Source organism: Gottfriedia acidiceleris, assembly GCF_002128425.1.
Classification (GTDB): Bacteria; Bacillota; Bacilli; order Bacillales; family Bacillaceae_G; genus Gottfriedia; species Gottfriedia acidiceleris.
Genome location: NZ_NESS01000002.1, coordinates 79,880 through 105,487, shown reverse-complemented (window position 1 = coordinate 105,487; position 25,608 = coordinate 79,880). Strand labels below are relative to the sequence as shown.

Annotated in this window: 29 protein-coding genes and 1 pseudogene; 9 read left to right on the top strand and 21 right to left on the bottom strand. The window is 30.9% G+C overall.

What is annotated here, in order from left to right; translation table 11 throughout:
* Positions 1–181: 181 nt before the first annotated feature.
* The 4 genes from B6K90_RS04410 to B6K90_RS04395 all read right to left on the bottom strand — a co-directional run bounded on the left by B6K90_RS04410 (position 182) and on the right by B6K90_RS04395 (position 4,446).
* Complete coding sequence (locus B6K90_RS04410; protein ID WP_088011543.1) at positions 182–592, bottom strand: CoA-binding protein; 411 nt, start codon at positions 590–592, stop codon at positions 182–184.
* A gap of 101 nt (positions 593–693) precedes the next feature.
* Positions 694–1,896, bottom strand: a complete 1,203-nt coding sequence (locus B6K90_RS04405; RefSeq protein ID WP_088011542.1) for a S1C family serine protease — start codon at positions 1,894–1,896, stop codon at positions 694–696.
* 81 nt (positions 1,897–1,977) lie between these two features.
* The gene (locus B6K90_RS04400) at positions 1,978–3,768 is read right to left on the bottom strand and encodes a sensor histidine kinase (protein WP_088011541.1); all 1,791 of its coding nucleotides are present in this window, start codon (positions 3,766–3,768) and stop codon (positions 1,978–1,980) included.
* Positions 3,769–3,771: 3 nt separating this feature from the next.
* Entirely contained in the window at positions 3,772–4,446 is a 675-nt protein-coding gene (locus B6K90_RS04395; RefSeq protein ID WP_088011540.1) for a response regulator transcription factor, read from the bottom strand.
* 174 nt (positions 4,447–4,620) lie between these two features.
* Here B6K90_RS04395 and plsY point away from each other — a divergent pair, with 174 nt between their 5' ends.
* Positions 4,621–5,223 (top strand): glycerol-3-phosphate 1-O-acyltransferase PlsY, encoded by a 603-nt coding sequence (gene plsY / locus B6K90_RS04390; protein WP_088011539.1) that lies wholly within the window; start codon positions 4,621–4,623, stop codon positions 5,221–5,223.
* A gap of 94 nt (positions 5,224–5,317) precedes the next feature.
* Here the strand turns inward: plsY and B6K90_RS04385 are convergent, their stop codons facing one another.
* Positions 5,318–5,740, bottom strand: coding sequence for an acyl-CoA thioesterase (locus B6K90_RS04385; RefSeq protein ID WP_088011538.1), 423 nt, complete (start codon positions 5,738–5,740; stop codon positions 5,318–5,320).
* A 289-nt stretch (positions 5,741–6,029) separates the two neighbouring features.
* Between B6K90_RS04385 and B6K90_RS04375 the strand changes: the two genes are divergently transcribed.
* The gene (locus B6K90_RS04375) at positions 6,030–6,917 is read left to right on the top strand and encodes a prohibitin family protein (protein ID WP_170927393.1); all 888 of its coding nucleotides are present in this window, start codon (positions 6,030–6,032) and stop codon (positions 6,915–6,917) included.
* A gap of 148 nt (positions 6,918–7,065) precedes the next feature.
* The gene (locus B6K90_RS04370; RefSeq protein WP_088011535.1) at positions 7,066–8,352 is read left to right on the top strand and encodes a glycoside hydrolase family 18 protein; all 1,287 of its coding nucleotides are present in this window, start codon (positions 7,066–7,068) and stop codon (positions 8,350–8,352) included.
* A 54-nt stretch (positions 8,353–8,406) separates the two neighbouring features.
* Here the strand turns inward: B6K90_RS04370 and tlp are convergent, their stop codons facing one another.
* From tlp to B6K90_RS23960, 7 genes and pseudogenes are all read right to left on the bottom strand, one after another.
* Complete coding sequence (gene tlp / locus B6K90_RS04365; RefSeq protein WP_407920494.1) at positions 8,407–8,634, bottom strand: small acid-soluble spore protein Tlp; 228 nt, start codon at positions 8,632–8,634, stop codon at positions 8,407–8,409.
* A gap of 36 nt (positions 8,635–8,670) precedes the next feature.
* Positions 8,671–8,811 carry an acid-soluble spore protein N gene (locus B6K90_RS04360; RefSeq protein ID WP_056476763.1) on the bottom strand — a complete coding sequence of 47 codons (141 nt, stop codon included), beginning with the start codon at positions 8,809–8,811 and terminating at the stop codon, positions 8,671–8,673.
* A 155-nt stretch (positions 8,812–8,966) separates the two neighbouring features.
* Positions 8,967–9,104 (bottom strand): FbpB family small basic protein, encoded by a 138-nt coding sequence (locus tag B6K90_RS04355; protein WP_082459651.1) that lies wholly within the window; start codon positions 9,102–9,104, stop codon positions 8,967–8,969.
* A gap of 72 nt (positions 9,105–9,176) precedes the next feature.
* The gene (locus tag B6K90_RS04350; protein ID WP_088011533.1) at positions 9,177–9,725 is read right to left on the bottom strand and encodes a TlpA family protein disulfide reductase; all 549 of its coding nucleotides are present in this window, start codon (positions 9,723–9,725) and stop codon (positions 9,177–9,179) included.
* A 424-nt stretch (positions 9,726–10,149) separates the two neighbouring features.
* A complete protein-coding gene (acnA, locus tag B6K90_RS04345; protein WP_088011532.1) occupies positions 10,150–12,876 on the bottom strand; it encodes an aconitate hydratase AcnA in 2,727 nt (908 codons plus the stop codon).
* Positions 12,877–13,293: 417 nt separating this feature from the next.
* Positions 13,294–13,416 (bottom strand): peptidoglycan-binding domain-containing protein, encoded by a 123-nt coding sequence (locus tag B6K90_RS24415; protein WP_407920498.1) that lies wholly within the window; start codon positions 13,414–13,416, stop codon positions 13,294–13,296.
* An 18-nt stretch (positions 13,417–13,434) separates the two neighbouring features.
* Positions 13,435–13,902 (bottom strand): annotated as a pseudogene (locus B6K90_RS23960) (M15 family metallopeptidase); the annotation flags it as partial.
* Between the two features lie 401 nt (positions 13,903–14,303).
* On the opposite strand from B6K90_RS23960, the gene sspO reads away from it, so the two are divergent.
* A complete protein-coding gene (gene sspO / locus B6K90_RS04335) occupies positions 14,304–14,450 on the top strand; it encodes a small acid-soluble spore protein O (RefSeq protein ID WP_088011530.1) in 147 nt (48 codons plus the stop codon).
* 56 nt (positions 14,451–14,506) lie between these two features.
* Here the strand turns inward: sspO and B6K90_RS23575 are convergent, their stop codons facing one another.
* Positions 14,507–14,650, bottom strand: a complete 144-nt coding sequence (locus tag B6K90_RS23575; RefSeq protein WP_167555272.1) for a hypothetical protein — start codon at positions 14,648–14,650, stop codon at positions 14,507–14,509.
* A 467-nt stretch (positions 14,651–15,117) separates the two neighbouring features.
* On the opposite strand from B6K90_RS23575, the gene B6K90_RS04325 reads away from it, so the two are divergent.
* Complete coding sequence (locus tag B6K90_RS04325; RefSeq protein WP_082459649.1) at positions 15,118–15,252, top strand: small acid-soluble spore protein P; 135 nt, start codon at positions 15,118–15,120, stop codon at positions 15,250–15,252.
* Between the two features lie 37 nt (positions 15,253–15,289).
* Positions 15,290–15,445 carry a YfhD family protein gene (locus tag B6K90_RS04320; RefSeq protein WP_235821708.1) on the top strand — a complete coding sequence of 52 codons (156 nt, stop codon included), beginning with the start codon at positions 15,290–15,292 and terminating at the stop codon, positions 15,443–15,445.
* Between the two features lie 47 nt (positions 15,446–15,492).
* Here the strand turns inward: B6K90_RS04320 and B6K90_RS04315 are convergent, their stop codons facing one another.
* Both B6K90_RS04315 and B6K90_RS04310 read right to left on the bottom strand, forming a co-directional pair.
* Positions 15,493–16,197: a DsbA family protein gene (locus tag B6K90_RS04315; RefSeq protein ID WP_167555271.1), complete on the bottom strand. Its 705-nt coding sequence runs from the start codon at positions 16,195–16,197 to the stop codon at positions 15,493–15,495.
* Positions 16,198–16,429: 232 nt separating this feature from the next.
* Entirely contained in the window at positions 16,430–16,900 is a 471-nt protein-coding gene (locus B6K90_RS04310) for a hypothetical protein (RefSeq protein ID WP_088011526.1), read from the bottom strand.
* Between the two features lie 186 nt (positions 16,901–17,086).
* Here B6K90_RS04310 and B6K90_RS04305 point away from each other — a divergent pair, with 186 nt between their 5' ends.
* Positions 17,087–17,518 carry a DUF2621 family protein gene (locus tag B6K90_RS04305; RefSeq protein ID WP_088011525.1) on the top strand — a complete coding sequence of 144 codons (432 nt, stop codon included), beginning with the start codon at positions 17,087–17,089 and terminating at the stop codon, positions 17,516–17,518.
* 30 nt (positions 17,519–17,548) lie between these two features.
* On the opposite strand, the gene B6K90_RS04300 is transcribed toward B6K90_RS04305, so the two are convergent.
* Together B6K90_RS04300 and B6K90_RS04295 are read right to left on the bottom strand one after the other, a co-directional pair.
* Positions 17,549–18,028 carry a CcdC family protein gene (locus B6K90_RS04300; protein WP_088011921.1) on the bottom strand — a complete coding sequence of 160 codons (480 nt, stop codon included), beginning with the start codon at positions 18,026–18,028 and terminating at the stop codon, positions 17,549–17,551.
* A gap of 261 nt (positions 18,029–18,289) precedes the next feature.
* Complete coding sequence (locus tag B6K90_RS04295; RefSeq protein WP_088011524.1) at positions 18,290–18,997, bottom strand: cytochrome c biogenesis CcdA family protein; 708 nt, start codon at positions 18,995–18,997, stop codon at positions 18,290–18,292.
* 634 nt (positions 18,998–19,631) lie between these two features.
* On the opposite strand from B6K90_RS04295, the gene B6K90_RS04290 reads away from it, so the two are divergent.
* Both B6K90_RS04290 and B6K90_RS04285 read left to right on the top strand, forming a co-directional pair.
* On the top strand, positions 19,632–20,372 hold the full coding sequence (locus B6K90_RS04290) for an AzlC family ABC transporter permease (protein ID WP_088011523.1): 741 nt from the start codon (positions 19,632–19,634) through the stop codon (positions 20,370–20,372).
* Complete coding sequence (locus B6K90_RS04285) at positions 20,369–20,674, top strand: AzlD domain-containing protein (RefSeq protein WP_088011522.1); 306 nt, start codon at positions 20,369–20,371, stop codon at positions 20,672–20,674. The genes B6K90_RS04290 and B6K90_RS04285 overlap by 4 nt, the downstream gene beginning before the upstream one ends.
* Positions 20,675–20,736: 62 nt before the next feature.
* Here the strand turns inward: B6K90_RS04285 and B6K90_RS04280 are convergent, their stop codons facing one another.
* From B6K90_RS04280 to sirA, 4 genes are all read right to left on the bottom strand, one after another.
* Positions 20,737–22,521, bottom strand: a complete 1,785-nt coding sequence (locus B6K90_RS04280) for an ABC transporter ATP-binding protein (RefSeq protein ID WP_088011521.1) — start codon at positions 22,519–22,521, stop codon at positions 20,737–20,739.
* Between the two features lies 1 nt (position 22,522).
* Positions 22,523–24,274 (bottom strand): ABC transporter transmembrane domain-containing protein, encoded by a 1,752-nt coding sequence (locus tag B6K90_RS04275; RefSeq protein WP_088011520.1) that lies wholly within the window; start codon positions 24,272–24,274, stop codon positions 22,523–22,525.
* 567 nt (positions 24,275–24,841) lie between these two features.
* Complete coding sequence (locus tag B6K90_RS04270; RefSeq protein ID WP_056476721.1) at positions 24,842–25,054, bottom strand: YneF family protein; 213 nt, start codon at positions 25,052–25,054, stop codon at positions 24,842–24,844.
* Positions 25,055–25,139: 85 nt separating this feature from the next.
* Positions 25,140–25,577 (bottom strand): sporulation inhibitor of replication protein SirA, encoded by a 438-nt coding sequence (sirA, locus tag B6K90_RS04265; RefSeq protein ID WP_088011519.1) that lies wholly within the window; start codon positions 25,575–25,577, stop codon positions 25,140–25,142.
* Positions 25,578–25,608: the final 31 nt, after the last annotated feature.

Genomic DNA, 25,608 nt, shown 5'->3' with positions numbered 1-25,608 from the left:
TTTACAGACCGTGTATGCGGCATTTTAATTGCTTATATAACATTAACTTTTGAAGCAATATTCTTTGGCATTCTCTAATTTACTTAATCTCTACTCGATCTACCGTTAAAAAAACTCACTGATTAACAGTGAGCCAGGTTTTTGACAAACTTCAAAAATTTGAGTGAGCTTTTTTAACGGCCTATCTTGTCATTGCATGTTCTACCTTGATACAACGATCCATAATGACAGTTTTACCATTTTCTTTTAACAACTGATATGCTTCTTCGTTTTCAATTCCAAGCTGTGCAAAGAAAACATCGCAATCAATTTTAAGAAACTCTTGTGCTACAGGTAATAGGTGTTCAGGTCTTCTAAATACATTTACAATATCAACTTTTCCTTTTATTTCTGTTAAACTATGTACAGCTTTTTCTCCTAAAACAGTATCTACTGTTGGATTTACTGGAATAATTTTATATCCAGCATCTTGCATTGCCTTACTTACCATATGAGACGTTTTAGATGGGTCCGCTGATAAGCCAACAACTGCGATTACTTTACTTGATTTTAAAATCTTGCCAATTTCTTCTCTTGATGGGTATTTACTCATTTGCTAATCACCCTTTCTAATTGCATAAATAAGCGAAAAGATCCCACTTTTCGCTTATTTATTATTCTTTTATCATATTTCCTAAATCAATTGCCTGTCAATCATTGACTAGAAGCTAATGTTAATGTTGAATTTTTTAATTTACCATCTCGGTAATAAGTAATCTTTAATTTATCTCCAACTTTTTTGTTAGAATATAGGTATTCTCTTACAGTTATTACGTCACTTACTGGTTTGTCATCAAGTGCAACAATAACGTCTAATTGTTTCATTCCTACTTTCGCAGCAGGTGTATTTGGATCAACATGCGTAACAACTGCACCTTTAGTCACTGAACCAGGTAATTTTAATGTTTCTTCGATATTAAATTGAGGAATTTCATCAAGTGACTTTAAGCCTACACCCATTACAGGTCTAGTAACTTCACCAAATTTTTCGATTTGATCTAAAGCTGGTTTTGCAATATTCATTGGGATCGCAAATCCAATTCCTTCCACAGCTTGTTCAGCAATTTTACTTGAATTGATCCCGATTACTTCACCTTTTGCATTGATTAATGCACCACCACTATTACCAGGATTAATTGCTGCATCCGTTTGAATTACTTGAGTTTGGTAATCAGCTACTCCATCTCCGTCGATATCTTGTGGTATTTCACGAGCTTTACTACTTACAATACCTTCTGTTACAGTACTTTCTAAAAATCCAAGTGGATTTCCAATTGCTATAGCAGTTTCACCTACGTTAATTTTTTCTGAGTCACCTAATTTTGCAATATTCGTCACATATTTTGCATCAATTGCTACAACAGCTAAATCTAATAATTCATCAGTTCCAACTAGTTTAGCATCAATTAATTGACCATCTGCCATTTTTACTTTTAATTGTTTTGCACCAGCAACAACGTGGTTATTTGTTGCTACTAAAGCTTTATTTCCTACTTTTTTATAAACAACACCAGAACCTGATCCAGCTTCTTGTGTTTCCATTGAAAAAGGATTTGATGATTGATAATTATTAACTCCTACTACAAATTTGCGAGCATTTTGGATCGTAGTTGTTAAATCTTCACGTGATACATTAATAACTTGTGTTGGTACAGTATTCGTGTCATTTGATAAGTTTGCATTTTTATTCGTTAAGTTAAAAATATCCGGTGATACTACTGAGATCGTTACAGCTCCAATGATTGCTCCAATAAACCCTGTAACAAGCGGATACCCCCCACGTCTACTTCTCTTTTGTCTTTTATGATTATTATTTTGATTCTCATCATATAAATCTGTTTCATCATAATATCCCATAATTCATTCCTCCAATATGTAGGTATCTTTGATTGATATTAATTTAACCCACTCATGTGTATTTGCTGTGAACTTTTTGATTTAATTTAAATATTTTTTCAAATTAAAAATGAATTCAACTCCATCTTTCTTATTATGAACTTTTATAGTTGAATGATGTAAGTCAAGGATTGTTTTTACGATCGCTAAACCTAAACCTGTTCCACCATTTTGTCTATTTCTAGATTCATCAATTCGATAGAAGCGATCCCAAATTTTATCAATTTTATCAGCAGGGATTGGATTACCTTCATTAAAAATAGCGATATTTACATATTCCCCTTCATCTAATAAATTCATTTTTATGACACTACCTGGGTTACCATAATGAATTGCATTTGAAAGGATATTAATGAGAACTTGTTCTATTTTTCTTTTTTCACCTATTACTAACGTGTCTTCGTCTAAATTAAAATGAAACTTACAATGATTACTACTATTTTCAAACATGCGAATAATCACATTTTCTATGCAATCCACAATTAAGAAAGGTTGACTTTTAAGTGTGTATGTTCCTGATTGAAGTTTGGAAAGTTCTAGCATATCTACAACTAACCCGTTCATCCGATCAACTTCTTCAAGGATTACATCTGCATAATAACCATTTTTTTCAATATTTAATCCATCTTTTAAACCTTCTGCATAACTTTGCACAATACTTAAAGGGGTTTTTAGCTCATGAGAAACTCCACTAATAAACTCTTTTCTTATTTGCTCAAGCTGCTTTTCTTTTTCAATATCCTTTATTAATTTAACATTTGCTTGCTGTAAATTTTCAATTGTACTAGCTAAATTCTCAGATAATGAATTAATTGATTTTGATAATTGTCCAATTTCATCATCTGATTGAATATCGATTTTCTCGTTAAAATTTAACTTTGCTAATTGATTTGTTACAGAATTCATTTTCAATAAAGGCTTAGTAATCAATTTCGAATAGTAAAAAGAAACGATCACTATTAATAATAAAGCAACAATAAATGCGTAAATATAAAAATCTTTTAAAACGTACATTGCTTCATTTACTGGTTGTAGTGATGTAATGGCAAAAATAACTTCTTTAGAACCTTTAATCGTACTAATTGGGTAAATAAAAACTTTATTTTCCAATCCATTTGCTCGATCTAAATAGCGATAAATTAATGGAAAATCTTCCTCACTATATTTAGAAAAATCTTCATTACTCTTTGTCCAATCAGTAATTGCACCCATTAATGAGTTCATTTGAGCTGAATACGTATATTGATTTGCAATAGGTAAATGTAAATTAACAACTTTCCCTTTAATTTCAATATTCACCATTTCTTGAAGACTATTTTTAGTTGACATTTGAACTGTGTTAGACGGTTGATTTTCCTCTTGCCACACACCCATATTCGTTTTTATATAAAGTGGAATAAAATAATCATCTTGAACATAACCTCGGATTGTAATTCTCGAATTTTCTTTAATATTAAGCCCTAAAATACTATCAATTTGATCCGAATATAATAGATTATTTAAAGGTACATATACTTTTTTTCCTTCATTCGTAAGAACGGTTAAATCAAAATTATTCTCAGCTTTTAGTACACCACTTTTATCTAAAACTGCTAAAGTAGTATTGTACTTTGAATATAGTTTGGTTAGTTCTTGTTGAAATTGATTATTGTTAAACTTACCTGCTTTATATCCTTTAGCAAATTGTGTTAGTTCTTCAGTTACAATATTTACTTTCTTATTCGTATAAAAGGATTGCATAAAGATTGATTGACCAACAAATACAATTAATAAAAAAATAACTAATAATAACGTGATCGATAAAAAAAGTTTACGGACTATACTATTTTTCATCTTCTACTCCTCAAACTTATAGCCTACTCTAATAACTGTTGCTATATGCTTTGCTTTGTCTCCCAATTTATGTCTAAGCTTTTTTATATGTGTATCAACAGTTCTTCCATCACCAAAATAATCAAAGCCCCAAATATTATTCAATAATTGATCTCTTGTTAATACGATGCCTTTATTATCAATTAAATAACATAATAATTCGAATTCTTTATTCGTAAGTTGTAATATTTCATTATTAATTGAAGCTGTCCTTGAGGAAGTATTTATCGTAATTCCACAAATCGTTTTAGATTCTTTATCGTCTTCTTTCAGATCAGCTGTTCTTCTAAGTACACTCTTTGCTTTTGCAACAAGAATTTTAGGACTGAATGGCTTTGTCACATATTCATCTGTTCCAAGATCAAAACCTAGTAATTGATCTTCTTCTTCTGAACGAGCAGTGATCATGATGATTGGAATACTTGATTGTTCTCTAATTATCTTACAAACTTCCCATCCATCTAATATCGGTAGCATTAAATCTAAAATAATTAAATCTACTTGATTTTCGTTAAATTTCTTTATACCTTGTTCTCCATCTTCTGCTTCGATCACAATAAATTGATCGTTTTCAAAATACTCTTTTACGATTTCTCGTAATCTTTTTTCATCTTCAATGATTAAAACTGTCGGATTCATATTTTTTTCCTTTCATTAAAATTGATATCAAACAACTTTTACCTAATATAAAATGTCCTTTGTTTCTTCATTTGGATTAATATTCTAAAGCAATTATCTATATATTCGCTTAAAATTGTGATAAAATCATATGATACTGCACTAATTTATTATTGTTTGAAAAGGAGCTAGAAAATGAGTTTGGTCATTATTGTACTAGCCTATTTAATCGGATCTGTACCATTCGGTTTAGTAGTTGGAAAAATATTTTACGGAGTAGATATTCGTCAACACGGTAGTGGAAATCTTGGTGCAACAAATACATTCCGCACATTAGGTAAAAAAGCAGGTATTATTGTAACACTTGGAGATATTTTAAAAGGAACACTAGCAGCTTCATTACCCGTATTTTTCCATTATCATGGAATTCACCCTTTAATTATCGGCCTAATAGCTGTAATCGGTCATATGTATCCAATATTCGCTGGTTTTAGAGGTGGTAAAGCGGTAGCAACTTCAGCAGGAATTTTATTATTTGCATCCCCGCTACTTTTTGTAGCCCTAATTATCATCTTCGCAATTAGTTTAAAAATAACAAAATACGTATCACTTTCTTCAATGTTAACAGCTTTTATAGGTACAATTTTAGCTTTTATAATGGAATACACGGGACTAATTAAAGACAATGACTATATTATAACTTACATTTTAATCGTACTAACCATCTTTGTCGTCTATAAACACCGTCCGAATATAAAAAGAATTAGAGAAAAAACAGAACCAAAAGTAAAATTTTAAAAGCACAAAATTGGTTCCTCAATGAAAAGATTAGAGATAAAATATTCCATCTCTAATCTTTTTTTATCCATGCACTTTTTGCTCTTTTATTCCCTTATTCCTGCTCCATCGCTCTTTCATATGCTTCAAACCAATCAGGGAACATTTTCTTGAATTTAATCGGTCTAAATGTTTCTTTATGAACAAGGACATGTGTTGAACTTCCTATACAACAAATATCTCCTTCTTCATTCACAATTTCATATTCATAAATCACTTTAAGTGGTGTCAGTGATTTTATTTTTGTTTTTACTTTCGCAGACTGTCCATATCGTAGACTTTTCTTATATGAAACATTCAAATCAATCACTGGAGAAATGACACCTTGTGATTCCATTTCAGCATAATTAAAACCCAAATCTTTTATTAATTGAGTACGTCCAATTTCAAACCACACTAAATAATTTGCATGGTACACAACACCCATTGCATCTGTTTCTGCATATCTTACTTCAACTAATTTCTCTGAAACAAACATAAATTCACCTCTTATTCTTCTACAGAATACTTTACCAAAAAATTAATAATTGTTCTATTTTTTAACTTATCCTAAATGTTATAATTTCCTTATAATAAACTAATGATTTTTTAACAATTGAAATTAGGAGGTCGATCTTCCCTGAAGGTTTTAGTAGGTTCAATTATAATCATCCTTCTTCTTTTATTTGGAGTTTGGCTTCTTCTTTCTCCAACATTTGAAAAAATTGGTGAGAAATCAGCTAAAGTAAAAAATATTTTAAAAGATAAGGGGGACAAAAATAATGGAAATTCGACCAAATGAAAAAAAGAATTCATTTTTTAATCGTAAGCTAATTGGTGGAATCATCGCAGGTATCGCACTCATCTTACTAGTAACAATTCCAACTTTATTTATTGAAAAAATTACGCCAGGTTATGTAGGAGTTGTCTATTCACCAAATGGTGGTATACAGAAAAATACATTATCACAAGGTTGGAATTTCGTTGGTTTATTCGATAAAGTTACCGAATACCCAGTCCGTCTACGTACTGTAGAATATAAAGATGTTGCATTAGCTACTTCAGACGGTAAAAGGATTGAAATGGATTTATCTTATACCTATAAAATTGATTCCTCAAAAGTAGTATCAATGTTTAATGAGTTTGGACCTGTGGCAATTGAAGAAATTGAGGATACATATTTAAAGAAACGTTTACAAGATGCAGCACGTATTGCAGTATCAAAGTACACAGTTTTACAATTATACGGTGAGAAATCAAGTAATGCCTCTGCTGATATTGAAACAATTTATAAAGACGATGTAAAGGTACTTGGTTTCTTTGTTGAAAATCTAACATTAGGAACACCAAAACCAGATGCAAAAACGCAGGATGCAATTGATGCACGTGTTCAAGCAGCCCAAGAAAATGATCGTAAAAAAATTGAACTTGAAACGGCTAGAATAGAAGCAGAAAAGAAAAAAGTCGAAGCAAAGGCTGATGCCGATTCACAGCTTATACGGGCAGAAGGTCAAGCAAAAGCGAACCAAGTGATTCAGAAATCATTAACCAATGAGTTAATTGAATATAAAAAAGCAGAGAAATGGGATGGTAAGCTTCCTACTGTCTCAGGTAGTAGTTCAAATATCATTCAATTTCCACTTGATCCAAATAACAATAAAGAATCAAAAAAATAAAAATTCCCCTCAAACCCTAGCTACCGGCTAGGGTTTTTATTATCAAAATCAATTTCAACTTGCTTTTCCACCTATTCTCTTCTAATCCAAACTATTTGGCATATATTTAATAGAGACGAATATCTACGTTTAATGGAAGGAGATAAACTTGATGCAAATTCATGTTGTAAAAAGTGGAGAAACAGTAATGAGTATTGCAGATTTTTATGGAGTTGAACGCCAAGCACTCATTAATTCTAATGCTCTAGTAGCTCCTTATAAAATAATAAAAGGTCAAGCGCTTGTTGTACCAACTACAGGAAATGAATATTTTGTTCAACCTGGTGATAATTTATTTGATTTAGGCTTAACTTATGGAGTATCTAGTAGTCAAATTGCAACCCTTAGCGGAATTAGTCCATATGCTTCATTACATGTCGGTCAAAAGTTACATCTTCCACCACGTAAAAAAAGAAATATAGAGTCAATAGGCTATTTACAGCCTACTTCAAACCCAATTCGGCCTGCACTTGAGGAAGCTGCTCGAACAGAAGGTAAGTTTTTAACCTATTTAGCACATTTTAGCTTTGATGCAAAAAGAGATGGTACGCTAACAGAACCGCCGCTAGGAAACATTCCTCAAATTGCAAAGGATAATCGCTGTATTTATATGATGGTTGTCTCTAATCTTGAAAATGGACAGTTTTCAACATCACTCGCAACCGATATATTACAAAGTCCTGCAGTTCAAGACAAATTGATAAATACAATTATTAGTACGGCTAATAGATATGGATTCAGAGAAGTAAATATAGACTTTGAAGACGTTGCTTCGACTGATCGTGTAGCATATATTAATTTTTTATATAAAGTAAAATCAAGACTGCCTCAAGGATTCATATTAAGTGCTACTTTAATACCTAAAACAAGTTCAACCCAAAAAGGTAGATTTTATGAAGCTCATGATTACGCTAATATAGGTAAAGCTGTGGACTTCGTTGTAATCATGACATACGATTGGGGTTGGCAAGGCGGTCCACCGATGGCCGTATCGCCGATTGATCAAGTTCGAAAAGTAATTAATTATGCAAAGACCGTAATCCCTGTACCAAAAATTGTAATGGGTCAAAATTTATATGGATTTGACTGGAAAGTTCCATTTAAACAAGGTACTATGGCTAAAGCATTAAGTGCTGAAGCTGCTACAAACTTAGCAATTCAAATGACAAACGAAATCCTTTTTGATAACAAAGCTAAAGCACCTCATTTCCGTTATACAGAATCAAATGGTCAAAAACATGAAGTTTGGTTCGAAGATGCAAGATCAATTCAAGCTAAGTTTAACTTAATAAAGCAAGAGAATATACGAGGTATATCATATTGGAAATTAGGATTACCGTTTATTCAAAATTGGGAGCTTCTTGAAGCTAATTTTAATATCGTTAAAAGAGCATAAAGAAAAGCTAGGTATTTATGAGGTTTACTCTAAATACCTAGCTTCTTTTTTTAATCAATCATTTGCATCATTAAATGCTTGCTCGTCTTTTAGCTCGCTCTCTAATGCGGATAATGCTTCTTCGCGACGTTGATTTTTCGCCAATACATTTTGACGATCTTGTTCATTTCCAAATTTCATTGAAGCCTCTGCTTCTTTAATATTTTCCTTCGTATGATTAATCATATTTTGGATTTTATTTGCATTATCACTACGATCATCTGGATTTGGTTTCCATTCCATCATAAATCACTCCAATTTTAAAATGTGTTTTGGATATTACCCGTTATCTACGATTGGCTGTTTGCCAGTAGGGTCTTTATATTGCATTTGTTTACCTTTATTCCCACCAGCTGCTTTGTTTTGAGTACCAATATGATTTGGTACAAAATCTTTAGGATGTTTTTTTGGATTACCCATATTTTTCGCCCCCCTAGCGATAGTATGAGTTTTGTTGCTTTAAATATGTAAAAGGAAATAAAAAAATGTCCGATTTTGACAACAAAAAAAGAAGGAAATATTCCCTTCTCTTTTTTGTGTAGACAAAGTCCCAAAAATTCGATTTTCGAAACAATTTACTCCGCTTTAGCTTTTCTTTCTAAACGTTCTTCTAGTCGATCATATATTTTATTCAATGCTTCTTCATCATTTAATAGAGAATTTTTATTTTCAAGAATTAATTCTTGAAACGATTTATGTCTTTTCTTTCTCAAAACAATCACCTCTTCTTTTTATGTTAGTATTGCCAAAAAAAAGAGTTTTCTTACATTTTAGTAAATTTTTTCTTATTTTAAAAATGCATTTAATTGTTTTTCATTTAATGGTCCAATTTGCTTAAAAACTACCTCTCCATTGGGGTTAATAAAGTATGTAGTTGGTATTGAAATTACACCATATTTACGAAAATTATCACCATTTTCATCAATTAAAATTCGATAATTCATACTGTTTTTATTAACAAAGTTCTTAATAAAATTTAAATCCTTTTTCTCGCCAATATAATCCGCTACACCAATCATTTCAATATCCTTATGCTGTTGATGGAATTTCTCTAATGCAGGTATCTCGTCTTGGCATGGAGGACACCAAGTAGCCCAGAAATTTAATATTACTTTCTTGCCCTTGAACGAAGATAAATTAACCTTCTTTTCGTCTAATGTCATCAATTGTATGTCAGGTGCTTGCTGTCCAACTTGAACACCTAATTTTTGAATTGAAGCAATATAAGCATCATTATTATTACTGACTTTTTTCTCTTCTTTTTTCTCAAATAATTGAAAAGTTGAATATCCTAACGCAACTAAAAGTATCAGCAAAGGAATCACTTTTTTCATACAAATCACCCTTTTAATGAACTAACTCTATTTAACCATAATAAATACAAAAGTGGAACAAGCTTGGATAGGTTCTTAGTCTATATTACTAGAGATTACCTCTTATACACTAATTTCCATTCAAATTATCTTTATATAGATCCACTTTTTTATATTTTTTACATCAACGCCCTATTAATTCGTGATTTTTTTAATCTTCTTTAAACATTTTGATAAAAATTTGATTATTTTTGTCTGTTTAATTGCGATAACCGGAATTTGATTGCGATTTCCAGAATTTGATTGCGATTCCTCAGATTTAATTGCGATTCCAACGTTTTAATTGTGATATCCAGTTTTTATTTGCGATGCCCACAGATTTAATAATGATTTCTTTAAAAAAACAAAAAAACACGGTCCAATAAAGACCGTGTTTCTGTACAAATTAATGAGTTACTTTAGAATTATTTAATTTATCACGTAACACCATTTGTAAGATACCACCATGACGGTAGTAGTCAATTTCAACTTCGCTGTCGAAACGAGCAACTACATCAAATTCAACAGTTGTACCGTCTTCTTTTGTTGCAGTTACTTTTACAAGATCACGTGGTTTAACATTTTCATCTACATTAACAGCAAATACTTCTTTTCCTGTTAATCCAAATGTTTCAGCATTTTCACCATTTTTAAATTGAAGTGGTAAAACACCCATTAATACTAAGTTACTTCTGTGAATACGCTCAAAGCTTTCAGCAAGAACTGTTTTGATACCTAAAAGATTAGTTCCTTTAGCAGCCCAGTCACGAGAACTTCCCATACCGTAGTCATTTCCAGCTAAGATCATTAATCCAGTACCATCTTCTTTATAACGCATTGCTGCATCATAAATTGACATTACTTCGCCTGTTGGCCAGTAAGTAGTGTATCCACCTTCAGTACCCGGTGCAATTTGGTTACGGATACGGATATTAGCAAATGTACCACGCATCATTACATCGTGGTTACCACGACGAGAACCATATGAGTTAAAGTCTACAGGTTTAACACCTTTATTTTGTAAGTAAAGTCCTGCAGGAGTTGTTTTACCGATTGAACCAGCTGGTGAAATGTGGTCAGTTGTTACTGAATCACCGAATTTACCAACGATTTTTAAACCAGCTAATGGTTTAACTACGCCTGGCTCTTTTGATAATCCTTCAAAGAAAGGAGGATTTGCAATATAAGTTGATTCGCTATCCCATTTGTATAATGAATCATCTGTAGTTTGAATTTCGTTCCAACGTTTGTTATCTTCAAATACTCTTTCATATTCTTTTTTGAATAATTCTGGAGTAACTGTAGATGCAACTACTTCTTGAACTTCAGCAGATGTTGGCCAAATATCTTTTAAGAATACGTCGTTACCATCTTTATCTTGACCAATTGGCTCAACAGAGAAGTCGATATTTACATTACCTGCTAACGCGTAAGCAACTACTAATGGTGGTGATGCTAAGTAGTTACCTTTAACTTGAGGGTGAATACGTCCTTCAAAGTTACGGTTACCAGAAAGTACAGAAGTTACTAACATATCATTTTCAGCAATAGCTTCTTCCATTTCAGGAGCTAATGGACCTGAGTTACCGATACATGTAGTACAACCATAACCAACGATATTAAATCCTAATTGGTTTAAGAAAGGAATTAAGCCAGCTTCTTGTAAATATCCACTAACAACTTTAGATCCAGGAGCTAATGAAGTTTTTACATAAGCAGGTACTGTTAAACCTTTTTCAACAGCTTTTTTAGCTACTAAACCAGCACCTAACATAACATATGGGTTTGAAGTATTTGTACAACTTGTGATTGCAGCAATTGCTACTGCACCAGTTTTAAAAGTTGTTTCAGTACCGTTTTCAAATTTAACATTTACCTCTTTATCTAATGCTTCTTCAGTTAAACCGAAACCTGCATTACCCATTGGAGCAGAAACTGCTTTTTGGAATGATTTTTTCATTTCAGATAATGGAATTAAGTCTTGTGGACGTTTTGGTCCTGAAAGATTAGATTCGATTTCTGAAAGATTGATTTCTACTAAATCAGTAAAAGTAGGATCTTCTAGGTCAGCTGTATAGAATAAATCGTTAGCTTTGCAGTATGCTTCTACTAATTGAATTTGCTCTTCAGATCGACCTGTTAAACGTAAGTAGTTAAGTGCCTCAGCATCAACTGGGAAGAATCCACATGTTGCACCGTATTCAGGAGCCATGTTTGCAATTGTAGCACGGTCTGCTAAAGGCATGCTTTGTAAACCTGGTCCGAAGAACTCAACAAATTTATTTACTACACCTTTTTTACGTAAAACTTCAGTAACTTTTAACGCAACATCAGTTGCAGTTGTTCCACTTGGTAAAGCACCAGTTAATTTAACACCGATAACTTCTGGAACTGGGAAATATGAAGGTTGGCCTAGCATACCTGCTTCAGCTTCAATACCACCTACACCCCAACCTAATACACCAATACCATTGATCATTGTAGTATGAGAGTCAGTACCTACTAATGTATCAGGGAATGCAACAACTTCACCTTCTTCATTTGCAATTGCATGTACTACATTTGCTAAGTATTCTAAGTTAACTTGGTGTACAATACCAGTTGCTGGTGGAACTGCACGATAGTTATTAAATGCTTTTTGAGCCCAGCTTAAGAATTGGTAACGCTCTTCGTTACGAGAAAATTCTAAATCCATATTAAAATCTAATGCGTCAGCTGAACCAGCTTTATCAACCATTACAGAGTGGTCAATTACTAGATCTACTGGAATTTCTGGATTAATTACTTCTGGGTCTCCACCCATATCAGCCATTGCCTTACGTAATGAAGCTAAGTCAACTACTGCTGGTACACCTGTAAAGTCTTGTAAAATAACACGAGAAGGTTTAAACGGAACATCTACATCTTGTAGCTCGCTTGTTCCCCATTTTGCTAAATTTTCAACATGATCTTTTGTAATTACTCTTCCATCTACTTGACGAAGAACTGATTCTAGTAACACTTTAATCGAATAAGGTAATTTACCGATTTTAGCTACTCCAGCTTCCTCAATTGCTTTTAAGCGATAATAATGATAAGTTTTATCGTTCGCAGTAAATGTCGAACGAGATTTGAAAACGTCATTTTTCCCCATGTTTTCTTCCCCCTATTAAGCAAAAAATGTCTGAATATATTTACTATCCAAACTTTTCAATACCTTACAATAATATATTATTACAATGTGTATCATAAGTAAATAACAAGTAACTTATCATTTGCAATAAGAATTCCTTATGACCTTTAAAATCTAAGTTACTTTAATAATCTTTTACCCAATTATATCAAAGTTTATATCAATATAATTAATTTAAGTTTTAAAAAAATTGTGAACAAATGTGATTCTTGAACGTGTGAAACTGTAAAACATCAAATTTTATAAAGTTAAAAACACTAGGAAGTAAAACAAACCCTGTATCAAAACTGATAAAGGGTTTGAACTAAGTTTTATTTTTACACTTTGGAAACTAAATTTAGTATTTAATGCTAATGAAATGAAAATATGATCCTTTTCTTAGTCAAATAATTTTGCCCAAGTTTTCGGGCCTACTTTTCCATCTACAGTCAGCCCATTTTTCTTTTGAAAGTTTCGTACTGCTCGATCCGTAATTGGACCAAAAATACCGTCTGCAGTAATTCCTAATTCTTTTTGAACTAATTTAACATTATTTCCTTTTGAACCTGATTTCAAAATCGTTCCTGGATATGCAGGAGGTTTAGCTTCTAATACTTTATCAGTACCATATCCTTTGTGTTCAAATTGTAAATGTGGCTCATCTACAAATCCTTTCCAGTCTCCTCCCCATGTAAAGCCAATCGATTTAGCATATTTAATAGCTGATTTAAATGGTTCAGAATCGTATGAGTTCCATCCTTCTTTACCATTTACAATTGGAACAAAATCTAATGCTTGACCTACAATATGATATGACTTTCTAGTTTGGGATTTACCATTATCAACTAGTTCTTCTTGACGTTCTTTTGTTCGAGTCGTTTCGTAAATTAAAACATTGATATTGTTTTTTATACAGTAATTGTACCACTTTAAAGCTGCTTGCTTTGTGTTTGGAGCTAGCTTATTTATATTTGATAAATTTCTTTCGTGATAAGTTGGATTTGTCATTTCTGATTTCTCCTTTTAAATAAATTTAAAAAGCCAACCTACTTAGGAAGACTTATCCTTAGTAAATACTTCGCTTGCTTTCATACTTTGATCACTTCTTAATAAACAATCAAATTGTACACATAAGCCAATATATTCATAAAATTAAAATTCGGTTTGAATAAATAGTCCAAAAGATATCGTTTTTTCACAAGCCTTTAATCCTGAACAACATTTTATATAAAAAAACACCTATTATTAGGTGCTGACATTGAACAAATTTTTACATCTCACATTAATTACCATTTAAATTTTTAGATTACTTAAAAAGATAAAGGAAAGAATATGATTATAAAAGGCAGTTTTCAAACTTATTCAATAAAAATGTTTACGAAAATGGCCTTATTAAAGGAGGAATAATCATGTCTAGACGTAAAAATATTTCTGGTAGCGGAATATCAGCTTCAAAAGAGCAAGGAAAAGCTGCTGGTTTTAATGAAGAAACTGCACAAGAGCCACTTTCAGCTGATTATAAGTTAAACAATAAAAAGACGAAAAAAAGACAATAAAAAAATAGCAAGCAATTTGTGAGAATTGCTTGCTATTTTTAAATTTTTTTTGATCATTACTCAAAATCATCTTTTCGTTTTCTTAAAATACCTTTGTTTAACGTCGATTGTGGCATTAAATAAATAATATCTCCAGTTCTTTTCGTATCTCTATTAACATTACTTTTTCTTCGATTATAGTATAGGAAAAAATTAATCACATTTTTTTGTCTCTTATTATATTGAACTTTCTTAAACAAGAGATAGAGTATGATCACACCCGAATATATAAGACAAACTGTTAGTACTTGCATAATCAGTATCAGTCTCCTCTTTCATTTTGACTATTACTAGTATTGGTCAAATTACTTGTTTCATACATCAAAAGAGTCAGACAAACTAAAAAAATTAACTTTTACTCTATTAATTTCTTAGATTTAATTGTTGTTTGTCGTTTTTTATTATGAAAAATAATTTTCTCAACATTTAATTTTTGCAATTAATTTAGATGAATTAGATCATAAGAAATACCTCCCTTTCATTAATTTATTTATATATATGGAAAATGGTTATCGAAAATTATTAGAAAAAATGATTAAAACGCTTACATTTTTAAATTAGTAAATTTTTCATTATGGCATATTTTTTCGGTTACAACTAATGCTATTCATAAAGGAAGGTGACAAGAATGACAAACAAATCGTCAAAGAGAAATAGCCCAATTGATCATGAAAGTGGTCAACCAAAACCATTAAGCGGGTCTCATAAAGTAAAGAACCAAAATCATACAAGACAGAAAAAGCATAGTAGCCACGATATGTAATTTAAATTAGTTAGCATTTATAATGGAGGGTTTTAAGTTGAAGAAGAAAAGTACTTTCAATATTAATAATAATAAGAATGTAAAGCCTGATGGACTTGATGTCGAGTATTCAGCGGAATTAGCAGATCAAAATGATATGGAAGCACAAGAACGTTCAGCTCAAGCAGATGCTCGAGTAAAGAAAAAAATGTAATACGATATAAAAAAGGTATGCGATTTTTTTCGCATACCTTTTCTTAATTATTTATTTATTTCAGCATCAATAGCTGCTTTAATTGATTCTAAGCTAGGATTGTCCACTGCTTTACCATTTACAAATATTGTAGGAGTTCCGTTCACACCATAATGGTTAGCAATTGCAACATCGTTAGCAACTTGTTTCATTGCGTCTTTTTTGTATAAATCTTTTTTAAATTGTTTTTCGTCCAAATTCGGAATAACAGATTTCGCAATGCTTGCTAGTTTATCTGGTGTAGCCCAAGTAGTTGTTTCATCTTCTTGTTTTAAATAGATTTGCTCTTGAAACTTCCAAAATGAATCTTTATGTGTTTTATAAACTACTTCTGATGCAAGTGCAGCTAAATTTGAATCCTTTGAAATAAATGGATAGTTAATAAATGAAAAATTAATTAAACCATTATCAATATAATCAGCTTTAAGTTGTGGAAAAACTACTTTATTCCATTGAGCACAAATCGGACACTTATAATCACCAAACTCAACTACTTCAACTTTTGCATCTTTATTACTAAATGTTGGTTGATCCTTTGTATCAAACCCATCAACTTTCACTTCATTTACCCCAGCAATTGTTGGATACACTTCTTCACTCTTTTTATCTTGTAATTTAGAAACTAAAAATAATGCTCCAACTAAAACAACTATTCCAACAAATACAGAAATAGCAAACGTTTGATTACTATTAGATTTTTTCTTTTTACTCATTAGTGCTCTATTCCCCCTACAATTATGTACTGTACATAATTGTAACATAAACTAAAGTAACCTAACTATCCATAACCCTTTTGATACAAAATTATTATTAATCTCAGGTTCCGCCCAATTCTAAGCGAGCATTCTACAGAGAAAAGCAAACTTACTTAACTTCCTTTACAGTGAAACATTTTTACAATTTGAAAAGCCAAGTTTACATTTAAATAAACTTGGCTTTCATTTATTAGTTATTTTTATTTACTAAAATAATCAATTCTTCATCGAATATAATGTCAGAATTCAAATTTAAAAGTTCTCTTATAAAAGCTTTTGGATTTTCAAGGGTTAGAATAATTGGTTGGACTGACTCGTTAATATGAATTAATAACGTTATTATTTCCTTATTTTTTCCATAAACTTCGACTAGTTGTTTTATTTCTGTAATATCATTGACCTTAAGTTTAACTGTAAGAATGCCTTTATGAATAATAATTTCATCCTGAATTAATACAATATCACTTCTTATTAGGCGGAAAGCTGTAATACTTAAAACAATTACAACTACAGCGATTTGCAAATAAGTCTTTAAATCATTTTCGTTTCCTACTAGCACTGATATTAACTTGTACAGAATAACCAGGAATATAGAGCTTGCGGCCATATAAAATAAAACACTTAGAAAAGTAAAGTGAGAAGAGAATTTAGTTTGTTTCACATTCTTTCGCCTCCTCTACGACTTTTTTCTTTCTTTTTTCTACTATATGATTCAAATACTTAAAATGAAACTAGTACTTAAAAATAATTGGTCATTTTTTGACAAAAAACATATGTACTTGCTTGATACTTGTCATATTTTCTTACTATAATAGTGATATGTTTACCTAATACAAGGAGGATACATATGTTTTCGTTCTTTTCTCAAATTATGATTGTCTTATGGACAATTTTCTTGTTAGGAATGATGTCGATCGGCGGATACTTTATGTTCAGAAAGTTTTTGAAAAGATTACCTAAAGAGGACGGGAAATCGATTTTAGATTGGCAGGAAGAATATTTACAAAAAACAAGGCATTTATGGTCAACTGAACAGAAAGAATTACTTGAAGAATTAGTAAAACCTGTTCCATCTTTATTTAGAGATATAGCTCGAGATAAAATAGCAGGAAAAATTGGTGAATTAGCGCTATTAAATAATGCTTCGCAAATTACACAAGGTTTAATTATTGAAGGATATATTAAAGCAACTCCTAAACGAGATCATGCATTTTTAGTTAAAACATTAAAGAAAAAAGAAATCGATTTTACTGATTATAAGCATTTACTTGCTAAATAAAAAACGTGTACCGAAATGGTACACGTTTTTTCATGTAATAATTGTATTTGAAGGAAGTTGTCTTCTCATTTTTTGATATGACTTGTACATAGCTAAGCGCCATGGAACAATCATTGAAAATGCTAATAAGAAGAACATACCACTTAATTGGCCTACATCGATTGACGAACTTAAATATAATTTCATTACAATTCGAACAACTAATAAACCGAGTAAGATAAATACAAATGCTTTAGATCTTTTTAAATAAATTTCATTATCTACAATTTCAAATTTAGACGTTTTAATTAAAAATAACGAAAAAAATACACCCATACAAACAGCTTCTAAAACTTCAGTCCCTGTTAATCTAAACTCTGGTACTAAGTACATTAAAGCTCCACTACTCATAAAAAATGGAGGTAAAATTATTTTTTTTAAGTTTGTTGGCTTTTTAGCAGCTTTTAGTCTAACGACAATTACACCTAAAGCCATACAAGTTGCTATTACTGTACTAAATATAATACTCATATTTTTGCTCATTTTTTTCACTACCTTTTATCTCATTCTTAATACATTGACTAGTATCGCTTGAACTGATCATAAATTTGATCTTTATGAATTTGTTTTATCTTCTAATTATCCAACTATTTTACCGAATAATGTAAGACATAATTTAAACTGATTATATAATACAGCTTCTCCTACATCGAAGCAAATCCAAAAACTTCAATCACTGTATTTTTTTTACATGTCGTATTTTATATTGGCTCCTATATAGAAAAAACAACCTTAAAAACCAGTAAACCCACCAAAAAATCTAGTAAAATAAATTGTTATTTTCGTTAACCAATCAAAATATAACATAATTCCCATTATGATCATGATATATCCACCGAAAACAACAATTTTATGTGAGTACTTTTTAATCCAACTTAGTGACCCTAAATAAAACGACAAAACAAAAAATGGAATAGAAAATCCAAGTGTATATGCTAACATATAAAATAAACTTGAACTTGGGTTACTTACAGCAAGTGCAAATACTGAAGTTAAGATTGGTCCTGTACAAGGTGTCCAACCAGCTGCAAAGGCTAATCCAATTAAAGTAGATCCTAGAAATCCTGAAGGACGTTTTGAAAATTGAAATCGGCGATCATTCATTAAAAATTTCGGTTGAAAAATACCAGTAACGACTAATCCTAAAAATACAATTAAAATCGCACCAACTTGACGTATAAAATCTTGATATCGCATAAAAAACGAACCGATTATGGAAGTACTAAAGCCTAAAACAATAAATATGATTGTAAAACCTAGTAAAAAGAACAAAGTATGTAGTAAAGTTTTACTTTTATGTATTCTTTTTTCATTTTGTAAATCACTTAAAGATACCCCTGTAATATACGATAAAAACGCTGGATAAATCGGTAGACAACATGGAGAAATAAAGGAGAGAAATCCCGCTCCAAATGCAATACCAATATTTAAATCCCCCATTAACTTACATCCCTTCCCATCTATACATTCTAGTTAACATTATAACAGAATTGCTTTTTATTTAGTATTAAAAGTAGTTAATACACCGCATCGTATAAATATTTTAAGAGCCTCTAAGAAATCATTAAATTACCAATAATTGTAGAATAGTGATTAATATGGAATATTTTCACTAAAATTTCGGCACACTTCATAATAAACTAATTTATTATGAAGGTGGTAAAAATGTTTAAAAAAATATGGCCAAGTATTTTATTATTATTAATCCTTACTATTTATTTTTGGGAAATATTACCTTTTATTTATAAGTTTCATGAGTAAGTCAAACCTTTAACATGGCTTTTCTAAAATTCCCTCTCTTCAACTTCAATGTACATTAATATTAAAATTCAATAATTATCTTAAATATAAAATAAATTATATTTTTAGTATTATAAAAATTTTCTTAATTCTATAGTATAATCATATGACAATCTTTGGTGGTCAATCATTTTTCTAACCACTTTACAAGCAGGAATATGGAAATATAATTATTGGAAATGATTTAAAATAGCTGCCATCTCGATTATGGAACATATTTTTTGTTCCTATTAGCTAAAGGATATTTTAATTGAAGGGAGTTTGTAACTAAAGTATGTCTACTGTTTTGCAACAATCAAAAACTACACACACAAAAGCGAATCGTAGTAAGGAAATGAAGGAGGGATTTCTAGCTTCTGTTCCATTAATTATTGGTTATTTACCTGTTGCTTTTACATTCGGATTAATTGCAAAGCAAGCTGACATTGATGTACTAAATACTATTTCATTTAGTGCACTAGTTTATGCTGGAGCTAGTCAGTTTATGGGATTATCAATGTATTTGGCAGGAGTGAGTTTTTTCCAGATCTATATCGCTACATTTATTTTAAATTTTAGAAACTTTGTTATGAGTCTATCATTTAATCATCAATTTAAAACTCTACCATTTTGGCATAGAGTCTACTTATCTACTACATTAACAGATGAAAATTTTGCGGTTACTACTTTAAGTAAGAAAAGTAATTCAGCTAGTTATTCGTCTACTTATTTAATTACATTACATACAATTGCTTATTGTACTTGGATCACCGGTACTATTTTAGGTGTAGTTTTTTCTAAACTAATTCCTGCGATTATTAGTGAAAGCATGGGAATATCTTTATACGCTATGTTTATCGGGTTATTAACTCCAGCAATTCGTACAAATTGGAGAGCATGTTTAATCGTATTCGTGAGTATGCTTTTAAATTTCATCCTTTCATCTTTTTTAAGTCAAGGCTGGTCATTAATTTTGTCTTCAATTTTTGCTAGTTTACTTGCAATTATATTAATGAAAGGAGAACACAAAGAATGATTGTCTTTTTACTTGTTTTAGGAATGTGTTTAGTGACAATGATTCCCCGAATTATTCCTGTATTTATTGTTGATCGGATTCAATTTCCAAACTGGGTATCCTCCTGGTTAAAAGGAGTTCCATATGCTGCTTTAGGTGCATTAATTTTCCCAGGAATACTAAGTGTTCAAAAGGGAAATATGAGTGTTGGACTGATTGGTGGATTGGTTGCGATTCTCTTATCATTACTTAGATTACATATTATCTTTGTTGTTTTTGGTGCAATAGGTACGGTTTTAGTGATGAAGCTTTATTTTATTTAGATTATATCCACCTGAATAGTTCTAAATAAAAAAAGTAGCTAGAAATTCTAGCTACTTTTAATTTACTCAGCCAATAATAAAGACCCTTTATTTTGTAATAGATACATATTATAGTACAATCCTTGTTTTGCAAGAAGTTGTTGATGATTGCCTTCTTCTACGATTTTACCTTTGTGCAATACATAGATGCAGTCAACATCTTGAATTGTTGATAAACGATGAGCGATGATCACTGTAGTTCTGCCTTTTCTCATCTCTGTTAAGGCTTCTTGAATTGCTTCTTCTGTTTCACTATCAATATTAGCAGTAGCTTCATCTAAAATAAGGATAGTAGGCTTAGCTGCTATTGTTCTTGCAAACGTGATTAATTGACGCTGTCCACTTGATAGTGTTGAACCCCTTTCAACAACTACTTCATCGTAACCATTTGGTAATTTCTCAATAAATTCATTCGCTCTAACTAATTCGGATGCATCTTTAATTTCTCTCTCAGTTATTTTGCTATTATACATTGAGATATTTCCTTTTATATCTCCGACAAATAAATAAGGATCTTGTAAAACTAATCCGATATTAGATCGTATTTCACTTTCTTCAAATGTTGATAGGTTTTGATTGTCAATTTGAATTACCCCGTCTTTCACATCGTAAAAACGTAACAATAAATTCATGATTGTAGACTTACCACTTCCTGTATGACCAACAAAGGCCACAGATTGTCCAGGTTTAACTGAGAATGTAATATCGTGAATTACGTTGTGAACTCCGTCATATGCGAATGAAACATTTTTAAAATCGATACTTCCTTCTTTTACTTTTGGTAGGTCAGTTCCTACTTTAGTAGGAGCTTTTTGTTCTTCATCCATTAAATCAAACACTCTAGATGATGATACGACAGCTTGCTGTAATAAAGATAATTTCATCATCATTTGTGTGATCGGTTCAAAAAATCTTTCTAAATAACTTACAAATGCATAGACAGTACCAATCTCAACTGGATTACTAAAAGATGTAATTCCAAAGAAACTAAGTACAAACATAATTCCAACTGTATAAATTAAATCTGTTGCTGGTCTTAAAAACAGAGAATCTAATCGTATTGTTTTTACACCTGCATTATAGTGAGACTTATTTACTCCCTCAAATTCATTTTGTAATCTTTTTTGTTGATTAAAGGCTTGAATGATGGACATACCTTGTAAGTGTTCGTTTAATTTAGCATTTAAATTACTTAATTGCCCCCTAGTTTCCATAAAAAACGGAAAACTCTTTTTACGATAGGTTAGTATAATAAAATAAACAATTACAACTAACCCTACACAAATCGTTGCTAATTTAACATCTAATGAGTACATCGCAATAATGATTCCGACTAAAAAGACAATTTGTTGGATAAACGTTGCCAGTATACTAACATAAAAATCTTTTATAGCTTCGGTATCATTTGTAATTCTTGATACAATACTTCCGATTGGCGTTTTATCAAAAAACGAAAAAGCTAATGAATGTACATGCTCATAAACTTTCATCCTTATATCTTGAACAACTTTAAATGCAATTTGTTGAAACATTAAAAGCTGTAAATAAGATAAAACGATTTTTCCGATTGTAATTGCAACATAAATTGAAAATAGCGTTACGATTGTATCTTTAGGAAAATACCTTTTCATTAAATGATCATCTAGAAATCTTTTAACTAAAATTGGACCATACATTTCACATGCTGTTGCAAGGAATAAGAAAATAAAAGCAAAAGTCAGTAAAACTTTATATTTTTTTAGAAATGAAAGAAGACGTATTAAATCTTTTTTCTGCCTTGTAGCATCGATTTCAATCTCCTGATTCATTTTATCTTCCTCCTTGCTCTACTAGTTCTTCTAATTGTTGTCTTTCAAACATTTCTTTGTACCAACCATCAATTTGAACTAAATCTTCATGTTTACCTCTTTGAATAATTCTTCCTTCGTCTACAACGATGATTAAATCACTATGCATGACAGCACTCATACGATGAGAAGTAATAAATGTTGTTTTCCCACTTCTTTCATCTTTTAAAGAGTGTAATATTTTTTCCTCTGTTTTTGCATCCACCGCGGATAAACAGTCGTCTAATATTAAAATATTCGGGTTTTTAATTAAAGATCTAGCGATTGAAATTCTTTGTTTCTGACCGCCAGATAAGGATACTCCTCTTTCCCCTACAATCGTGTCGTAGCCTAACGGGAATTCCAAAATATCTGCATGAATATTAGCAATCTCGGCAGCCTTATGTACTGTTTCGATTGAAGAATCAATTTGACTAAACGCAATATTTTCCTTTACCGATGATGAAAATAAGAAATGTTCTTGAGGTACATAACCAATATGTGATCTAAGTGATATTAAAGTTGTATCTTTAATATTTAAGTCGCCTACTGAGATACTCCCGTTAACTACTTCATATTCTCTCAATAAAAGTTTTAAAAGAGTTGTTTTTCCTTGACCAGTTTTACCAACTATTCCAATTGTTTGACCTTCTTGAACAGTAAAATAAATATCCTTTAATTCAAAATTTGATTCATCATTAAATTTAAACGAATCAATTGAATAAGTAATCTCACCCATCGAAAGTTTTTCCAATGCACCTTTTTTATTTTTAATTTCAGGTTCAACACTCAATAAAGAACGTATTCGATCATAAGAAGCGCGGCCTCTTTCTACAATATTGAATAACCATCCAATTGCAAGCATTGGCCATATTAATATTCCTAAATAAGTAACAAATGTAATTAATTGCCCGACAGTAATATCATCTGCAATAACTAATCTAGAACCATAAACAACCGCAATAATATAGCAAACCGAAACGACTAACATGATTGTTGGATCAAAAAGTGCATCAATTCTAGCCACTCTCATATTATATTTCACTACTAAATCTGCTTGATTTTTAAAAGCGGTTACATCCTCTTTTGTTTGCCCTAGACTTCTGATAACCTTTAATCCACTCATACTTTCTTGAACTTTATTATTTAATTCAGAAAATGATTCTTGCGCTAAATGAAAACGTTGATGTAATAATTTACCATAGTATTGAGTCAAAATGGCCATAACTGGTAATGGCAATAGACTAACAAGCGTTAACTTCCAACTTATTGAAACTGCCATCATAATTAGTACCGATCCACCTAAAATAATGGAATCAACAAAAGTTAAGATTCCAGCCCCAGCTGTCTCGCGTACTGCTTGTACATCGTTTGTTGCATGCGCCATTAAATCTCCTATTCTATTTTTTTGATAAAACGATGGAGACATTTTTGAAAAATGATTGTATAAATCGTCTCTAAGCTGTCTGGCTAACTTCAAAGAAGAACCAAATATTAATCTCCTCCACCAATAGCGAAATGCATAAAGAAGTAACCCATTAATAAAAATTAAACCTACCCAAAAAAGTAAGTTTTTACTATTAAGTGAGTTTTTTACCATTTCATCAATTACATAACCAATAACCTTCGGAGGTAGTAGCTCTAAAATTGCAACGATTACTAAAAGAGATATTCCCCATATATAGCTTCTTTTTTCTTGTTTAAAAAACCAAAACAAATCTTTAAAAACTGACATTCCTTCACCCCCGCAATGCTATTAAACTTAATTTTATAATATTTCGAAAACTCAAAACACAGAGTTCATTATAACACAAAATTTAAATAATTTTTAATAATCTGCTCATTTATAGAGGTTGTTAATTTTCGGTAAATCCAAATTATTCGTTTCTATAAATATTTGTTCTAAAATAATGTATTTTCATTTACTTAACGAAGTTCTGTATTTGCGTGTTGCATTAAATACTGGTAGGATAAACGAATTCTTCTAAATGTAAAAAAAAAAATGATATAAAAAACACCAACTTTTAGTAAAAGTCGGTGTTTTTACAATTATTATTAGATTATTCCTAGGACCAGCTTCTTTTAATAATCATTAATATATTCCTCTAAAAACATAAAAACCACTCTCCTATTGGTTAATTTCCCAACAGAATAAGTGGTTTCAGTTTAGTATAATGAATCATGATTTAAATAATTACAAATTCTTAATGAAGGATTCACTTTAAAGAGCTGTTTCCTGAAAGAACATGTTCAATATTTATTTCAAAACAAGCTATAAAGCCTTATATATTAAAAGGATTTATTATTTTGTTTGGTTGTTCATAGCCTTCATCATTTGGTTAATTTTCTTTTGTGAAGGTTTTTGTCCCATTTGAGCCATCATTACTTTTAACATTTGTTCATTAATTGGTGGATTTTTCTTTAAGTAGTTCATTGTATATTGACGAGCTATGAAAAATCCAATCGCTACACCTGCAATTAATGCTAAGATGCCGACTAGAAAGTATACCCACATTTTATTGCTTCCTCCTTAAAATCATCTAGAAACAATTTTACTAAAACTAACCAGTTTATACAAGAGCAATCTGCAATTTAATCGTTTAAATATACTTTTGATAGGCGATAGGTTTTAGCCAGCCAAATCGCTGATCCTTCACATCAATTGCAATAAATGTTGAACGAAATTTTCTTAATAGCTCAAAGAATGTTGTTTCTGACTCTAATGAACCTTCTGCATATAAAATAAGTTCGTGAGGATAAAGCTTTAGCTGAGCTTTTGCACCATCAACAAGTTCGAGAAGATACTCTCCAGTTTCCTCATAAAAGTAGATCTGTTGAGAATCAAATTTGCGAATAAATGTATGTAGCTCGAATAAAGGAATTGGTTCTGTTATATATTCTAATTGTTTTTCGATTATTTTCCTTAGTTCAATCGATGAGTAATAGTACTCATATACTAGTTGATATATTTTATGCTCTTTCCCATAAAATTCTATAGACAGTGGTTCTCGAATTAAAAAAATTTTATATTCCCTCATATCTTGTCCACTCCCAACAACTATCTGTATG

Coding starts and splice junctions, on each gene's coding strand:
- sirA (WP_088011519.1), bottom strand. CDS start 25,577: ATGAGGGAATATAAAATTTTTTTAATTCGAGAACCACTGTCTATAGAA.
- tlp (WP_407920494.1), bottom strand. CDS start 8,634: ATGGAATGGAAACCAAATCCAGATGATCGTAGTGATAATGCAAATAAA.
- B6K90_RS04350 (WP_088011533.1), bottom strand. CDS start 9,725: ATGAAAAAAGTGATTCCTTTGCTGATACTTTTAGTTGCGTTAGGATAT.
- B6K90_RS04395 (WP_088011540.1), bottom strand. CDS start 4,446: ATGAATCCGACAGTTTTAATCATTGAAGATGAAAAAAGATTACGAGAA.
- B6K90_RS04285 (WP_088011522.1), top strand. CDS start 20,369: ATGATTGTCTTTTTACTTGTTTTAGGAATGTGTTTAGTGACAATGATT.
- B6K90_RS04400 (WP_088011541.1), bottom strand. CDS start 3,768: ATGAAAAATAGTATAGTCCGTAAACTTTTTTTATCGATCACGTTATTA.
- B6K90_RS04410 (WP_088011543.1), bottom strand. CDS start 592: ATGAGTAAATACCCATCAAGAGAAGAAATTGGCAAGATTTTAAAATCA.
- B6K90_RS04305 (WP_088011525.1), top strand. CDS start 17,087: ATGTTTTCGTTCTTTTCTCAAATTATGATTGTCTTATGGACAATTTTC.
- B6K90_RS04300 (WP_088011921.1), bottom strand. CDS start 18,028: ATGAGTATTATATTTAGTACAGTAATAGCAACTTGTATGGCTTTAGGT.
- B6K90_RS04280 (WP_088011521.1), bottom strand. CDS start 22,521: ATGAATCAGGAGATTGAAATCGATGCTACAAGGCAGAAAAAAGATTTA.
- B6K90_RS04405 (WP_088011542.1), bottom strand. CDS start 1,896: ATGGGATATTATGATGAAACAGATTTATATGATGAGAATCAAAATAAT.
- B6K90_RS04385 (WP_088011538.1), bottom strand. CDS start 5,740: ATGTTTGTTTCAGAGAAATTAGTTGAAGTAAGATATGCAGAAACAGAT.
- acnA (WP_088011532.1), bottom strand. CDS start 12,876: ATGGGGAAAAATGACGTTTTCAAATCTCGTTCGACATTTACTGCGAAC.
- B6K90_RS04270 (WP_056476721.1), bottom strand. CDS start 25,054: ATGTGGGTATACTTTCTAGTCGGCATCTTAGCATTAATTGCAGGTGTA.
- B6K90_RS04360 (WP_056476763.1), bottom strand. CDS start 8,811: ATGGGTAATCCAAAAAAACATCCTAAAGATTTTGTACCAAATCATATT.
- sspO (WP_088011530.1), top strand. CDS start 14,304: ATGTCTAGACGTAAAAATATTTCTGGTAGCGGAATATCAGCTTCAAAA.
- B6K90_RS04315 (WP_167555271.1), bottom strand. CDS start 16,197: ATGAGTAAAAAGAAAAAATCTAATAGTAATCAAACGTTTGCTATTTCT.
- B6K90_RS04275 (WP_088011520.1), bottom strand. CDS start 24,274: ATGTCAGTTTTTAAAGATTTGTTTTGGTTTTTTAAACAAGAAAAAAGA.
- B6K90_RS04295 (WP_088011524.1), bottom strand. CDS start 18,997: ATGGGGGATTTAAATATTGGTATTGCATTTGGAGCGGGATTTCTCTCC.
- B6K90_RS04325 (WP_082459649.1), top strand. CDS start 15,118: ATGACAAACAAATCGTCAAAGAGAAATAGCCCAATTGATCATGAAAGT.
- plsY (WP_088011539.1), top strand. CDS start 4,621: ATGAGTTTGGTCATTATTGTACTAGCCTATTTAATCGGATCTGTACCA.
- B6K90_RS04290 (WP_088011523.1), top strand. CDS start 19,632: ATGTCTACTGTTTTGCAACAATCAAAAACTACACACACAAAAGCGAAT.